The organism is Pseudomonas sp. AC211 (genome assembly GCF_979258055.1).
This window is the reverse complement of the sequence record NZ_OZ409830.1, coordinates 282,057-294,396: the sequence shown is the minus strand read 5'-3', so window position 1 is coordinate 294,396 and position 12,340 is coordinate 282,057. Positions and strand designations below refer to the sequence as shown.

The 12,340-nt window shown below is 62.2% G+C and carries 16 protein-coding genes; 9 read left to right on the top strand and 7 right to left on the bottom strand.

From position 1 onward, the window contains the following. Positions 1-113 precede the first annotated feature (113 nt). Positions 114-1,001 (bottom strand): Hsp33 family molecular chaperone HslO, encoded by an 888-nt coding sequence (gene hslO / locus ACZZZP_RS01480; protein ID WP_463384599.1) that lies wholly within the window; start codon positions 999-1,001, stop codon positions 114-116. A 124-nt stretch (positions 1,002-1,125) separates the two neighbouring features. Next, positions 1,126-1,527: a S4 domain-containing protein gene (locus ACZZZP_RS01475; protein ID WP_122493506.1), complete on the bottom strand. Its 402-nt coding sequence runs from the start codon at positions 1,525-1,527 to the stop codon at positions 1,126-1,128. 106 nt (positions 1,528-1,633) lie between these two features. Between ACZZZP_RS01475 and rimB the strand changes: the two genes are divergently transcribed. Both rimB and rimK read left to right on the top strand, forming a co-directional pair. Beyond that, positions 1,634-2,113: a retropepsin-like aspartic endopeptidase RimB gene (rimB, locus tag ACZZZP_RS01470; RefSeq protein ID WP_122454126.1), complete on the top strand. Its 480-nt coding sequence runs from the start codon at positions 1,634-1,636 to the stop codon at positions 2,111-2,113. Further along, positions 2,110-3,012, top strand: coding sequence for a 30S ribosomal protein S6--L-glutamate ligase (gene rimK, locus ACZZZP_RS01465; protein ID WP_122493507.1), 903 nt, complete (start codon positions 2,110-2,112; stop codon positions 3,010-3,012). Before rimB ends, rimK begins: the two co-directional genes overlap by 4 nt. An 18-nt stretch (positions 3,013-3,030) precedes the next feature. On the opposite strand, the gene ACZZZP_RS01460 is transcribed toward rimK, so the two are convergent. After that, the gene (locus ACZZZP_RS01460; protein WP_463384598.1) at positions 3,031-3,585 is read right to left on the bottom strand and encodes a methyltransferase family protein; all 555 of its coding nucleotides are present in this window, start codon (positions 3,583-3,585) and stop codon (positions 3,031-3,033) included. 108 nt (positions 3,586-3,693) lie between these two features. Here ACZZZP_RS01460 and ACZZZP_RS01455 point away from each other — a divergent pair, with 108 nt between their 5' ends. The 6 genes from ACZZZP_RS01455 to ACZZZP_RS01430 are packed head-to-tail and all read left to right on the top strand — an operon-like array spanning position 3,694 to position 8,085. Next, positions 3,694-4,101 carry a beta-hydroxyacyl-ACP dehydratase gene (locus tag ACZZZP_RS01455; protein WP_463384597.1) on the top strand — a complete coding sequence of 136 codons (408 nt, stop codon included), beginning with the start codon at positions 3,694-3,696 and terminating at the stop codon, positions 4,099-4,101. Continuing rightward, positions 4,094-4,978 (top strand): ABC transporter ATP-binding protein, encoded by an 885-nt coding sequence (locus ACZZZP_RS01450; RefSeq protein WP_463384596.1) that lies wholly within the window; start codon positions 4,094-4,096, stop codon positions 4,976-4,978. The genes ACZZZP_RS01455 and ACZZZP_RS01450 overlap by 8 nt, the downstream gene beginning before the upstream one ends. Beyond that, on the top strand, positions 4,975-6,162 hold the full coding sequence (locus ACZZZP_RS01445; protein WP_122493511.1) for an ABC transporter permease: 1,188 nt from the start codon (positions 4,975-4,977) through the stop codon (positions 6,160-6,162). The genes ACZZZP_RS01450 and ACZZZP_RS01445 overlap by 4 nt, the downstream gene beginning before the upstream one ends. Beyond that, positions 6,144-6,410, top strand: a complete 267-nt coding sequence (locus ACZZZP_RS01440) for an acyl carrier protein (RefSeq protein WP_122453878.1) — start codon at positions 6,144-6,146, stop codon at positions 6,408-6,410. The genes ACZZZP_RS01445 and ACZZZP_RS01440 overlap by 19 nt, the downstream gene beginning before the upstream one ends. Then, the gene (locus ACZZZP_RS01435) at positions 6,407-7,525 is read left to right on the top strand and encodes a beta-ketoacyl synthase N-terminal-like domain-containing protein (protein ID WP_463384595.1); all 1,119 of its coding nucleotides are present in this window, start codon (positions 6,407-6,409) and stop codon (positions 7,523-7,525) included. Before ACZZZP_RS01440 ends, ACZZZP_RS01435 begins: the two co-directional genes overlap by 4 nt. Beyond that, positions 7,522-8,085 carry a hypothetical protein gene (locus tag ACZZZP_RS01430; RefSeq protein ID WP_463384594.1) on the top strand — a complete coding sequence of 188 codons (564 nt, stop codon included), beginning with the start codon at positions 7,522-7,524 and terminating at the stop codon, positions 8,083-8,085. Before ACZZZP_RS01435 ends, ACZZZP_RS01430 begins: the two co-directional genes overlap by 4 nt. 124 nt (positions 8,086-8,209) lie before the next feature. Here the strand turns inward: ACZZZP_RS01430 and darH are convergent, their stop codons facing one another. From darH to ACZZZP_RS01410, 4 genes are all read right to left on the bottom strand, one after another. After that, positions 8,210-9,208, bottom strand: coding sequence for a BtrH-related acyltransferase DarH (darH, locus tag ACZZZP_RS01425; protein ID WP_463384593.1), 999 nt, complete (start codon positions 9,206-9,208; stop codon positions 8,210-8,212). Continuing rightward, positions 9,205-9,648, bottom strand: coding sequence for a DarG family dialkylresorcinol biosynthesis protein (locus ACZZZP_RS01420; protein WP_463384592.1), 444 nt, complete (start codon positions 9,646-9,648; stop codon positions 9,205-9,207). Before ACZZZP_RS01420 ends, darH begins: the two co-directional genes overlap by 4 nt. Beyond that, positions 9,638-10,795, bottom strand: coding sequence for a beta-ketoacyl-ACP synthase III (locus ACZZZP_RS01415; protein WP_463384591.1), 1,158 nt, complete (start codon positions 10,793-10,795; stop codon positions 9,638-9,640). Before ACZZZP_RS01415 ends, ACZZZP_RS01420 begins: the two co-directional genes overlap by 11 nt. A gap of 63 nt (positions 10,796-10,858) precedes the next feature. Continuing rightward, positions 10,859-11,776 (bottom strand): dialkylrecorsinol condensing enzyme, encoded by a 918-nt coding sequence (locus tag ACZZZP_RS01410; RefSeq protein ID WP_463536206.1) that lies wholly within the window; start codon positions 11,774-11,776, stop codon positions 10,859-10,861. A gap of 116 nt (positions 11,777-11,892) precedes the next feature. Here ACZZZP_RS01410 and ACZZZP_RS01405 point away from each other — a divergent pair, with 116 nt between their 5' ends. Continuing rightward, positions 11,893-12,258 (top strand): DUF2141 domain-containing protein, encoded by a 366-nt coding sequence (locus ACZZZP_RS01405; RefSeq protein WP_463384589.1) that lies wholly within the window; start codon positions 11,893-11,895, stop codon positions 12,256-12,258. Positions 12,259-12,340 lie beyond the last annotated feature (82 nt).

Genomic DNA, 12,340 nt, shown 5'->3' with positions numbered 1-12,340 from the left:
TTGTAGTAACGATCAAAAAACTACTACATCTAAAAAAGTGGCCGGATTATGCCAGAAAGCACAATTCAGGTGCAGCCTCTATCACTTCACTGGGCGTTAAACGCCCTGCATTATCAGTGCCGAGTATCGGAGGGGGATTTCACCCCGCCACCGGCGAACAGCTGCGCGACATCTGCCGCATCGAACGCATAGCGCTCGTTGCAGAACTGGCAGTCGATGACGATGCTGCCGCCACTTTCCACCAGCAGTGCTTCGGCATCCGCCTCGCCCAGACTGACCAGTGCGTTGGCTGAGCGGTCCCGCGAGCAGCTGCATTTGAATTGCAGCGGTTGCGGGTCGAACAGGCGCAGGGTTTCCTCGTGGTAGAGACGGTGCAGCAAGGTCGGGTTGTCCAACCCCAGCTGCTCCTCGGCACTCAAGGTATCGGCCAGCACGGTGACGTGCTGCCAGCTGGCGGCGCGGTCTTCCGGATCGGTGAGGCGTTCGGCCGGCAGTTGCTGCAAAAGCAGGCCCCGGGCACGACGTCCATCAGCGTTGAGCCAGAAGCGTGTCGGCAGTTGCTCAGATGTCGCGAAGTAGTCAGACAGGCATTCCGACAAATTGATTCCGTCGAGACCAACAATCCCTTGATAACGCTGCCCTTTGGCGGGATCGACGATAAGCGTAAGCACGCCTTCGGGCATCAGCTCACGCAGGCCGGCGTCGGGAGTTATCTGCTCTTCGTGGTAACGGGCGATGCCGCGCAGCTCGCGGTTGCTAGAACATTCCACCATCAGCAACGGCACGGCGCCGGAGCTGCGCGCCTGCAATACCAGCAAGCCGTCGAACTTCATGGTGCCAACCAGCAGCGCGGCCGCAGCCAGCAGCTCGCCGAGCAATTGCGCGACCGGTTCCGGGTAGGGGTGTTTGGCCAGCACGTGGGCGTAGCTCTCACCGAGGGACACCAGTTCGCCGCGCACATCGCTGTCGTCGAACATAAAGCGTTGGGAAAAATCAGACATAGCGGATTCGCAACCTTTGCCAGGGCCGGCGATTTTATGCGCAAAGCCCAACGGCGACCAAGCGCGTCTTCTCTATCAGGGTGCGGGTCGCGTCTATGACTGACAGGCGCCGATTGGCGGTAGGCTACAGGCCGCGATCACCCCGGAACTGGAATAGCTGACGGCGCTGTTTCTTGCTCGGCCGGCCATCGGTTTCCACGCCGATGTTGCCGGCTTTGCGCTGCGCGGCGGCTTCTTCGCGACGGGCGATGCTCTCGGCCGTCTCGCTGTATAAAAGCTGCGCTTCGGGTGCACCACGGCGCACGGCCGACAATGCCTGCACCACCACCGTGCGTTCATCGAAGCCAATGCGGATTTGTATTTCATCGCCAACCTTCGGCTCCTTGCCGGGCTTGCAGCGTTCGCCCCGGCAATGCACTTTGCCGCCTTCTATTGCTTCTTTGGCTTGCGCGCGGGTTTTGAAAAAGCGCGCGGCCCACAGCCATTTATCCAGGCGTACTTTGTTGTCGTCGTCGCTGTCTTTCATGAATCGCCTTATGGTTTCGTGACGCTCTTACGGTAACCCGCATCGGCAGATGCGGTTGTCACTACTGCCCGGCTAGAATCCGATCACCTCTTGGGGAATGCCGCCTTTGAAGACGTTCGACCAACTCACGGTAATCGGCCTGCGGGAATGGATTGCCCTGCCCGACCTCGGCGTTGCCGGCTTGCGCGCCAAGGTCGACACCGGCGCCAGCACCTCCAGCCTGCACGCCACCGACATTCTGCCATTTGAACGCGATGGCCAGCCCTGGGTTCGGTTTACCGCGCACCTGGGCACGCTGGTGCAGCTGCGTCATCGACGCTGCGAAGCGCCGCTTGTAGCAGTTAAAACCATTAAGAGCTCCAACGGTCAGACCCAAAGCCGCTACGTGATCCGCACCAGCCTGGCACTGGGCGATCGGGTGTGGCAGGTGGAATTCACCCTGGCCTGTCGCAAGGCCATGCGCTATCGCTTGCTACTCGGTTCCAAAGCGCTGATTGACGGCCAACTGGTGGTCAATCCGGGCCTCAGTTACATCCAAGACAAACCGGCGTTCCCGGCCTCCTCTACTTCCACAGGTGCTGCATGAAGATCGCTGTGCTGTCGCGTAACCCGCGTCTGTATTCCACCCGACGCCTGGTTGAAGCCGGAGAGGCGCGCGGTCATGAAATGGTGGTGATCGACACCCTGCGCGCCTATATGAACATCGCCAGCCACAAGCCGCAGATTCACTACCGCGGCAAACCGCTGGAAGGCTTCGACGCGGTGATCCCGCGCATCGGCGCTTCAGTCACTTTCTATGGCTGCGCAGTGCTGCGCCAGTTCGAGATGATGGGTGTATTCCCGCTTAACGAGTCGGTGGCTATCGCCCGCTCGCGGGACAAACTGCGCTCGCTGCAATTGCTTTCACGCCGAGGCATCGGCCTGCCGGTGACCGGGTTTGCCCACTCCCCCGATGACATTCCCGACCTGATCCGCATGGTCAATGGCGCGCCGTTGGTAATCAAAGTGCTCGAAGGCACGCAAGGCATCGGCGTGGTGTTGTGTGAAACCGAAAAGGCGGCGGAGTCGGTGATCGAGGCCTTTATGGGCCTGAAGCAAAACATCATGGTGCAGGAATATATAAAGGAAGCCGGCGGCGCCGATATTCGCTGTTTTGTGGTCGGCGACAAAGTGATCGCCTCGATGAAGCGTCAGGCCAAGCCCGGCGAATTCCGCTCCAACCTGCACCGTGGCGGCACGGCCAGCCTGATCAAAATCACCCCGGAAGAACGCATGACCGCCATCCGCGCGGCCAAGGTGATGGGGTTGTCAGTGGCGGGTGTAGATATTTTGCGTTCCAACCATGGGCCGCTGGTGATGGAAGTGAACTCCTCGCCGGGGCTGGAAGGCATCGAAGTAACCACCGGCAAAGACGTCGGCAGCATCATCATTCAGCACCTGGAAAACGGCGGGCCGAACATGGTGCGCACCAAGGGCAAGGGCTAGGCGGCCTTTGCCTTTTGCCTAAAACACATACGGCACAAACATCTTCGTGCGCTGCATGTATTCGCGATACGCCGGCCCAAAAAACTCGGTGCATTCGGCTTCATCGCGCCGGGCCGCCAGGTACAAAAACACACTCGCGCCCAGCGCCAGCAGCACGGTGAGCACCGTCACCTGTTTGAAGCAGATGCCCCACGCCAGCAGCAGCAGCGAACAAAACAGCGGATGACGGATGAGCGCGTAAATGCCGCCGGTGACCAACTGCGACGTGCGCTCGAAGGTGAACAGCTCTTCATCCGTGCGTTTTTCCGTACTCGGGCGGCCATCGCGGCGCAGCTGATACACGCCGAGCCCGAGCGTCCACAGCGACAAAAACAGCAGTACCCAAGACACATCCTGGTTCCAGGAAAACCGGTCGACGAACCACACCGGCGCATTCAGCACCAGCAGCGCCAGCATCAATTCCCAAGCCCAGAAACGGTAAAAACCGTGTGACTGCGGATGGCGCATAGAGCGCCACGAAATGCCCACCAGCACGCCCGACCCCAGGGCGAACGCCAGCCATTGTTGCCACATATCCCTCTCCTTTTATCGTGCCCCGGCGCCACGCTTATCGCAGGCGCTGCGCCGCTTGCAGGCCCTCTGTTACACTGCCGGCCCACCAAATTTCGACTCCGGCAGGCAATGGATCGCACCGCACTGCACACGCTGCTGCCCCACCAGGGCAACGCCCTCTGGCTGGATTGCCTGCTCGCCCATGACGCTCAGCGCATTCAGGGTTTGAGCGCATGGAAGTACCTGGCCGCGTTCGGTGCCGATGCTTCACCGTGCTTATTATTCGAAGCCGCCGCCCAATTGTGCGGCGCGCATGGTGCCTTATACGGCGACGACAGTGCCATCGAAATGGCCTTGGTCGGCAAGCTCTCACAGCTGCACCTGCACCATGAACCGAGTGCTCGCGACGGCCAGTTGTTAGTCGAAGCCACCCAGGAAGCACTCAGCCCGGCCGGCGCCTTGTATGGCTTCAGCATTCACGCGGGCGACCACCTGCTGCTGGACGGCAAACTGCTGCTGGTGCTCGTCCGTGCTTGAACTGCGCTCCCTCAGTTATAGCTACCCCGGCGCCACCCGCGCGGCCTTGTCCGGCATCGACCTGCAACTGCAAGCGGGCCAATGCCTGGGCCTGCTGGGCAGCAACGGCGCCGGCAAAACCACCCTGCTCTCGCTGCTCAGCAACGTGCTTGCCACGCAGCAAGGGGAAATCGTTTGGGATGGCCCGCGCAGCCTGGCGCTGGTGCCGCAGCAGTTGGCGCTTTATGCGGGCCTGAAGGTCGGCGAAAACCTCCATCTGTTTGCCGACCTGTACCGCCTGCGCGGCAGTGAGCGTCGTGAGCGATTGGCGATGTGCGTGGAATGCACCGGCCTGGCCGACAAGCTCAATCGCCGCGCCGATAGCCTTTCCGGCGGCGAACAACGACGGTTGAATTTCGCCATCGGTTTGCTGCAACCGGCCCAGGTGTATCTGTTCGACGAAGCCACGGTTGGCGTCGATGCCCAGAGCCGGCAACTACTCTTGGCCGCCGTGGAGCAACTGACCGCCAGCGGCAAAGCGGTGATCTACACCAGCCATTACTTGGAAGAAGTCGAGCGCGTGGCGCAGCGTATTGTGATGCTGCACGAAGGCCAGGTGCGCCTGGACCTCGACACCTCCACGCTGCTCGGCGCCGACCACGGCCTGCTGGTGGAGTGGCCGCAGCACATTCCCGAAGGCTTCGAAGCGCTGCTGATCGCGCTGCACTTGCGCGCCGAAGTGCTGCCCCATGGCGTGCGCATCGCGGCGCTGAATGCCGAGCAGTTTGCCGCCATCAGCCAGTTCGTCAGCGGCCAAATTCCGCTGCCCACTGTGATGCGTTTCGGTCGTCCCTCGCTGGAGCAGCTGTACCTGCGGTTGAACGGGGGCCAGCTATGAGACTGCTCGCGCTGATTCGTAAAGAGGCGTTGCTGCTGGCACGCGACCCTCACGCCCTGGCCGTGCTGTTCATCATGCCGGCGCTGTTTCTGCTGCTGATGGCCGGCGCGATGTCGAGCTATATGCAAGACCGCCTGCCGCCGTTGCACCTGAGCCTGGACGCCCCGCAAGCCAGCGAGGCCAGCGCCTTCTTTCGCACCGCTTTGCAGGCGCAATTGCCGGATAGCCAGATCGGCTCCGGCCCGGCAACGGGCGTCGCGACCGTGCGGTTGGCCGACGATTTTTCCGAAACGCTGCTGACTGCGCCGCACCAGGGTCCGAGCCTTAGTTTCCCAGCGCAGTTTGATCGCTTGTCGCGCCAGCGTTTGCACAGCGCCGTGAGCATCGCGCTGGCGCAAACCCGGCTGCTCGCCTACCTGCAAGACAGCGGCGCCATCGACCCGCAACTGAGCGCCGCCGAACGCCTGGCGCTGGTGCAGCAGCGCACGCAAAGCCAGATCGACGAGCAGCAGCAGTTAGCCAACGGCGACCTCAGTGCCCAGGCCAACGCCACGCAAATGAGCGTGCCGGCGTGGCTGATTTTCGGCATGTTCTTCGTCGTGCTGCCGATGGCCGGTGGCTTTCAGCGCGAACAACAAAGCGGCACGCTGCTGCGCTTGCGCTGTCTAGGGTTAAGCCTGAGCACGTTGGTGCTGAGCAAAGTGCTGCCATATATGGCGCTGAACCTGCTGCAATTCGCCGCGCTGCTGGCGTTGGGCGTGTACGGCTTGCCACTGCTGGGCCTGGAGCCGCTGAGCTTGCCGGGCAACGGCGTGGCGTATGGCGTGCTCGCGCTTAGCATTGCGCTGACCACCAGTTGCCTGGGCCTGTTGCTGGCGGCGTTGGCACGCAGTGCTGAACAAGCGCTGTTGCTAGGCGGCGGTATGAATATTTTGTTAGCGGCCATCGGCGGCATCATGGTGCCCAAAAGCGTGATGCCGGCGGCCATGGCCCAGGTGGCCAACGTTTCACCCATGAGTTGGGCGCTGGACGCCTTTCTCACGTTGCTGGTGGGCCATGGCTCACTGGCCGACATCGCGCCTTACTGCTTTCGCCTGCTGCTGCTTGCCGCAGTGCTGGGAACGGTGGGGCTGTATCTGTTCAAGCAGCGAGTGCAGCACACGCAATGGACCACACACTACTAGAACAACAGCTCAAGCAATTGCTGATCCGTGAATGCGACAAGGAAGACGATATCGACTGGCAAAGCATTGCCGACGATGAGCCGCTGTTCGGCCCCAAAAGCCGCATTCAAATGGACAGCCTTGATGCGCTGCAAGTGTCGCTTGCCCTGCAACAGCACTACGGCGTGCGCATTGAAGGGGCGAAAGACGGCCGGCGCATTCTCAACACCATCGCCACTATCGCCGCCTATATCAGGCAAGCGCAGTGACGCCGGTTTACCTGCAACGCGGCGCCCTGCAATGCGCGCTCGGCGACACCTTGGCCAGCGCCAGCCAGGCCCTGAGCCAAGGCGTGCACCCGCAAGGCCAGCCGTTTTTGCTGCATGAGTTGCAGCAACCGCGCACCTACCTGCACGTAGCCGGCAACGCCGAAGATTTCGACGCGCGGATGGATCGGCTGCTGAGCGAAACCCTCGGCCACGGCCATAGCGCGCTGGACGATTGTTTGCTGATCGTCGCCAGCACCAGCCTCGACATCACCGAACTGGAAGCGCAGGCCAGCGCCCAAGGCGACTTCCTGCCAGACAACTCCACCTCGCTCGACCGCGTCGCCGAGCAGCTGCGTGAGCGCTGGGGTTTTGCCGACGCCTTCACCCTCAACACCGCCTGCACCAGCGCGGCCAATGGCCTGCTGTACGGTGCTCGCTTGTTGGCAGGCGGGCAATTTTCCCGCGCCGTCGTCATCGCCTTTGAAACCCCAAGCGCGTTGGCCATGCAAGGCTTCGGCGCCCTCGACTTGCTCAGTCCCAGCGGCGACTACCGCCCGTTCCACCCGCAACGCGACGGCCTGGTGCTCGGCGAAACCTACGCCGCCGCCCTGCTCGCGTTGCAGCCTGGCGACGCACCGCTGGCTCGTCTGCTCGGCGGCTTCAGCGCGTGCGACACCACCAGCCTGACCACCACTCGCGAAGACGGCAGCCATATCGACTGGGTAATGCAGCAGGCCTTGCGCAGCGCCGACCGCAGCGCAAGCGAGGTGGCCCTGGTGAAACTGCACGGCACCGCCACCCAAGCCAACGACCACGCCGAAGGCAACGGCATGCTCAGCCTGTATGGCGAACACATGCCGGCGCTGTGCGTGCTCAAACCTTGGCTCGGCCACACCCTCGGCGCCTGCGGCGTGAGCGAAACCTTGCTGCTGATGCACGCGTTGCAACACGCGGCATTGCCCGGTCTGGACTACGCCGACGCGGCGAGCCTGCCCCTGAGCGGCGAGCCGATTGCCTTGGCGGAAGACGCCATTGTGCTGGCCAATTTCTTTGGCTTCGGCGGCAACAACGCCACCCTTGTTATGCAGTGCTGCGCCGCTGGAGAACCGCAATGAACGTAATTGCAGCCAGTGAAATTCGCGGCTCGTCGGGCGTCACTGACAAAGACCTGAAAGCCGCGCTAAGCCAATGGCTAAGCACCCCACCACGGCGCATCGACCGCCTGATCTTCCAGGCCCTGCTCGCCGCCGCCGCGATCAAGCAACACGTGCGCCGCGATTGCGGCCTGTACCTGGCCTCTCGCCACCCGGCGCGCCCGACCATGATCGCGTTGCTGGAAGCGGTCTGCGCCCATCACAAACAACCCAAACCCTTCGAGTTCGTTAACAGCGTGAGCAACGCCGCCGGCTTTCACGTGGCGCAGCAACTGGGGCTGGACGGACCCAACCTGTTTATTGGTGCCGGGCCGCGAGTGTGGTCACAACTGCTCGGACTGGCGCGCACCGATCTGGCCGATGGCGTGGTTAGCCAGGCGCTGCTGATTGTGGTGGACGAACAGGAGGGGTTTTGTGTGCAGGGGGTGTTGGTGGAAGGGGATGGCGTGGCGGCTGGCGGGTTTGATGAGTTGGTGAGTGGGGTTGCGGTGGAGCGGCTGGATTTGAACGTAACGCTTTAAACCGCTGCCCTCTCCCCAACCCTCTCCCGCAGGCGGGAGAGGGAGCTGATCGAAGTTCGCCGGGAGACGTCACCCCTCGCCCGCGCGCGGGAGAGGGGCCGGGGGAGAGGGCCAGGGCAGACGCCTATTTACGCTTTGCCCACGCCCCCAACTCTTTCATCAACCCCCGCTCCTGCACCGCAATCGCCCGCAACGAATCGGCAATCGGCGCGAAGTTCGGCGCCTCGGTTTTGCTGCGGCAGGCGCGCACGCAGGCCGAGGCAAATTGCCGCCAGTTGTCGCCAATAGCGGTCAGTTGCACCGACGCTTCCTGCAGGCTGGCATCGCCCAGCTTCTCCCCCGCTTCCTGCAAAAAGCTCGCGTACATAAAGCGGAAGCCGGCGCCGCCGGTGCCGATTTCTTCCTGCATGCGCACGATATGGGTGAGGTACAGGCGGTTGTATTTCACCTGCGCCGGGTCGAGCTGTTCGACTTTGCTGGCCAGGTGCTGAATGCCGCGCACGCCAATCCAAGGCAGCGGCATGCCATCAAGAATGCGCGTGGTCGACAATACGCTCTGGCGAATCAGGCGGTTCCAGTCTTGCTCAAGTGGCACGTCGTCGAGCCAGTACATCAGGCCTTTGGCGGCCAACGCGCCTTTGGCAAAGCGGGCTTTTTGCAGGTCTTCGGCGGCGCAGCGCACCGGCTCTTCGAACACCGGGTCGCTGATCAGGTACTCGTTGCCTTCACGCCCGTAAGCCAGCAGGTTGTGGGCGTTGAAGTGAAAGCGCATCTCTGGCGGAAAGTATGGCAGCCAGAACACCGAGCTTTGTAAGCCCGCCAGGCGCCCGCCATCCAGCGCGGCGTCGAGGGCCAGGCGGCCCTGTTCAGGCTTGCTGAAGGTCTGCGTGTGCAGCTTGGCGCCCAGGCGCTTGCTCAGGGTTTTGATCAGGTATTTGGGCGGCATCCGGTAGGCAATCAGCGGCATGCCGCTGAGCTTGACGATGGGCAGGTAGGCGAAAGCCAGGCCCGAGGCCAAGCCAAAGGCCATCGGCTCGCTCATCGGCAGACCGGCATGGGTCAGCAGACTGGCCATTACACCGCTTTCACAGTGGGCGCTCTGGCGGTGTTGGAAGCTGCTCATACCGGATCCTTGGTGTGCTGATTGTTGGAGTGCTGGCTCTTGGATTGCTGATACTGGCTCAGGTCGGCCAGCGGCAAACCGAACGCGTCGGCATAGCGGGCCAGAATGGCGGCCGACAGCCGCCGGTAAACAGCCGGACGAAAGTGCCGGCGAATGCGCCATTGCCACAGCCCGGTAATTTGCGCGAGCGCCGGCTCATCAAGGCGGTAGCGGTACATGAGAAATTTCAGAGCCGACAACTCTCCACGTTGCCAGGCGGCGTGGGCCTCGGCTTCCAGACCTTCAAGCTCTTCCACGGCCAATTGCGTGGCGAAGGCTTCAGGCTCCCAGCCATCGCTCTGCAAGCCTTGGTAATGACCGTCGGCATCCACGGCGTAGACCAACTTGCTGTGCCCGCCGTAGGTAGAACTGTGGTCTTGCGGCACTTCATCAAGCTTCATGGCCAACCACCGTCAGGTGCATAAACGCACTGGAGAAACGCCCGCTTTCAGGCACGTAGCAGAGCAAGCGTTGACCGCTGTGCAGGCGGCCGCCGTTAAAGAGCTCTTCGAGCATGATAAAAATCGACGCCGCGCCGGTGTTGCCCTTGGTGGTGAGGTTGGTGAACCAACGCTCTTGCGGAATCGGCAGGTCGGCGTTGGCCAGGCCAACCGCCAGGCGGTCGCGGAAAAACGCTGAGGAATAGTGCGGCAGGAACAGGTCGATGTCGTCGGCATGCAGGGCGCGTTTGGACATGATTCGCTGCAACGCCTGCTCGACGGTGTATTTGACGATGTTGTCGTTGAGCAGTTTGACGTTCTGCTTGATCGCCATTACCGAGTGACGGCCGCGCTCTTCGGCGTCGTAGCGGCTCCAGCCTTTAAGCTGGCCGTCTTGCATGTCGGCGCCGGCATACATGCACGCTGGCATCTGGTCGGCGAACGAGTAGATGTCCAACCAATCAATGCGCAGGCTCAGGCCCTTGGCGTTGGGTTGCTGCTGCACCAGCACGGCGCCGGCGCCATCGGAAAGCATCCAGCGCAGAAAGTCTTTTTCGAAGGCGATTTCCGGGTGGCTTTCCAGCTCTTCCACGCGGCTCTCGTATTCAGCGTTGAAGTTTTTCGCCTGCATCAATACCGAGGCCACTTCCGAGCCACAGGCCACCGCGTTGCGGCTCTCGCCGCTGGCGACACTGAGCCAGGCGTATTTCAGGGCAGTCATGCCGCACAGGCAGATGCCGGCGGTAGACACCACTTCGCACGGCGGATTGCCCAGCTCGCCATGCACCATGACGGCGTGGTTGGGCATGACCTGGTCCGGTGACGAGCTGCTAGCCACCAGGCAGTCGAGCTGGTCGAGCTCAAAGCCATTGCCGGCCAACCCGCGAATGGCGGCGGCACTGACTTGGGCGTTGGTCATGCTCGGCTCGCCGGTGGCGGGGTCGATCACGTAGTGGCGCTGCTGGATGCCGTTGCTGCGCAGCACCAGTTTGCGCGCGCGCGAGGGGCGCGGACCGACCATGCCCAGGCGCGCTTCCATGGTGTCGTTGTCGACAGCGTCATGGGGCAAATAGGCGCTGATGCGGTTGATAAATACGGGTTGAACCACGGGACGTCCTCGAGTCACTTCAGGGTGCGCGGCACGGTGCAACAAGCACCGGCGATGCGCCCTTCACTCACCGGATGGGCCGGCAAAATAAGCTTTCTGTCGTTGGGTGCGGGTTTTGAATACCGGCGCCAGGAGTTTTTTCAGCACGGTGCCCAAGGGCACCACGGTCACGATCAGGCACAGCAAAAACACCACGTACACCACCAGACCCAAGCCGCGACGCAGGCTTTGCTGCGGGCCGATGGCGGCGAGCAGGCGGCTCCACAGTTGGAAGCTGCGGTTGCCAACTGTTTCGCTGCCGATCAGCTTTTCATCCACGCGCACCGCGCCCAGGCCTTGCAGCATGGGTTCGCGCAGGGGCTGGTCATCAGCGGCCAAGCGACGGGCAATTGCCTCGCCAAAGCGGCTGGAGGCGGCAATTTCTGCCTCATCGATACCGGCGCGCGGCACCCAGCTGTAGGGTTTCTGCCGGCCGGTGAACATCCACAACGGCGTCGATAGAAAGCTGGCGGCGGTGCCGCAGGCGTCGGTCAGCGCCACGTTGTCGAGCAGGCGTGCGCCCAGTTCGGTAAGTCGCGCTTTGAGTTTTTCCTGCGCCATCAGCCACATGTTGCGGCAGCCAATCACCGTGACCACCGGCGTGTCGCGCAGCAACTGCGCCGCTTCGGGCGTGGCAAGAAAACTGGTGATGGGCAGCGAGGGGGTGAGGAACCACACCTGGTAGGCCAGGATGACTAAGTCGTAACGTTTTGCGGCATCGACGGTCAGTGGTTTTAAGGGCTGGGCGCGCATCAGCACGGTTTCCGGGAAGATTCGGAAAAAGCTGAGAAAGGGCCAGGGAAACGGGTAAGGTTGCGCCGGCTCGATGGCCAAAAAGTCCACCTGAACGTCGTCGCGCTGCAACAGAGGTCCGCACACGGCATTAACCAGCCGGCTTAACTGCCCTGTCTGCGAATAGTGAACCACCAACACCTGACGCATAGCGCGCGCAATCCTTGCAACAAAGTGTCGGAATTATGCCACAGAGAATTCATACGCCCGTAGCCACGCTCGCCAGAACTGCCTGCTTGTTCCTGTTACTCGTCGGGACGCAGGCCATGGCGGGCGACATTGTGGTCAACATCGACGGCGTTAAAGCCGACGGCGAACTGGGGGTCGCCCTGGTATTCGCCGATCAAAAAGAATGGCCACAGACGGTGCTGCGCGAAGTGCACAGCCAGGACTCGACGGTACGACTGCGCAATTTGCCGCCGGGGCGTTATGCGCTGCAGGTGTTCCAGGACACCAACGGCAACGGCCAGCTTGACCTCAGCCCGCGGGGCATTCCGCTGGAGCCGGTCGGCTTTTCCAGCAACCCCTCGTTACTGCTCGGCAAGCCGACGCCGCTCAAGTGCGGGTTTGAACATGGGGCTGGGGATACGCAGGTGCAGATCCAGCTAAAGGCGAAAGAGCCCAAGCAATAACGCGGCTCGTGTAGGAGAGGCTTTAGCCTCGAGCTTTTAGCGTCGAGAGCATCGCGGCTAAAGCCGCTCCTACAGGTTCCCT

Excerpts from the sequence above, each read along its gene's own strand:
- ACZZZP_RS01445 (WP_122493511.1), top strand. The coding sequence starts at position 4,975 with ATGAGACTGCTCGCGCTGATTCGTAAAGAGGCGTTGCTGCTGGCACGC.
- hslO (WP_463384599.1), bottom strand. The coding sequence starts at position 1,001 with ATGTCTGATTTTTCCCAACGCTTTATGTTCGACGACAGCGATGTGCGC.
- ACZZZP_RS01455 (WP_463384597.1), top strand. The coding sequence starts at position 3,694 with ATGGATCGCACCGCACTGCACACGCTGCTGCCCCACCAGGGCAACGCC.
- rimK (WP_122493507.1), top strand. The coding sequence starts at position 2,110 with ATGAAGATCGCTGTGCTGTCGCGTAACCCGCGTCTGTATTCCACCCGA.
- ACZZZP_RS01440 (WP_122453878.1), top strand. The coding sequence starts at position 6,144 with ATGGACCACACACTACTAGAACAACAGCTCAAGCAATTGCTGATCCGT.
- ACZZZP_RS01410 (WP_463536206.1), bottom strand. The coding sequence starts at position 11,776 with ATGCGTCAGGTGTTGGTGGTTCACTATTCGCAGACAGGGCAGTTAAGC.
- ACZZZP_RS01460 (WP_463384598.1), bottom strand. The coding sequence starts at position 3,585 with ATGTGGCAACAATGGCTGGCGTTCGCCCTGGGGTCGGGCGTGCTGGTG.
- darH (WP_463384593.1), bottom strand. The coding sequence starts at position 9,208 with ATGAGCAGCTTCCAACACCGCCAGAGCGCCCACTGTGAAAGCGGTGTA.
- ACZZZP_RS01430 (WP_463384594.1), top strand. The coding sequence starts at position 7,522 with ATGAACGTAATTGCAGCCAGTGAAATTCGCGGCTCGTCGGGCGTCACT.
- ACZZZP_RS01475 (WP_122493506.1), bottom strand. The coding sequence starts at position 1,527 with ATGAAAGACAGCGACGACGACAACAAAGTACGCCTGGATAAATGGCTG.
- ACZZZP_RS01420 (WP_463384592.1), bottom strand. The coding sequence starts at position 9,648 with ATGAAGCTTGATGAAGTGCCGCAAGACCACAGTTCTACCTACGGCGGG.
- ACZZZP_RS01405 (WP_463384589.1), top strand. The coding sequence starts at position 11,893 with ATGGCGGGCGACATTGTGGTCAACATCGACGGCGTTAAAGCCGACGGC.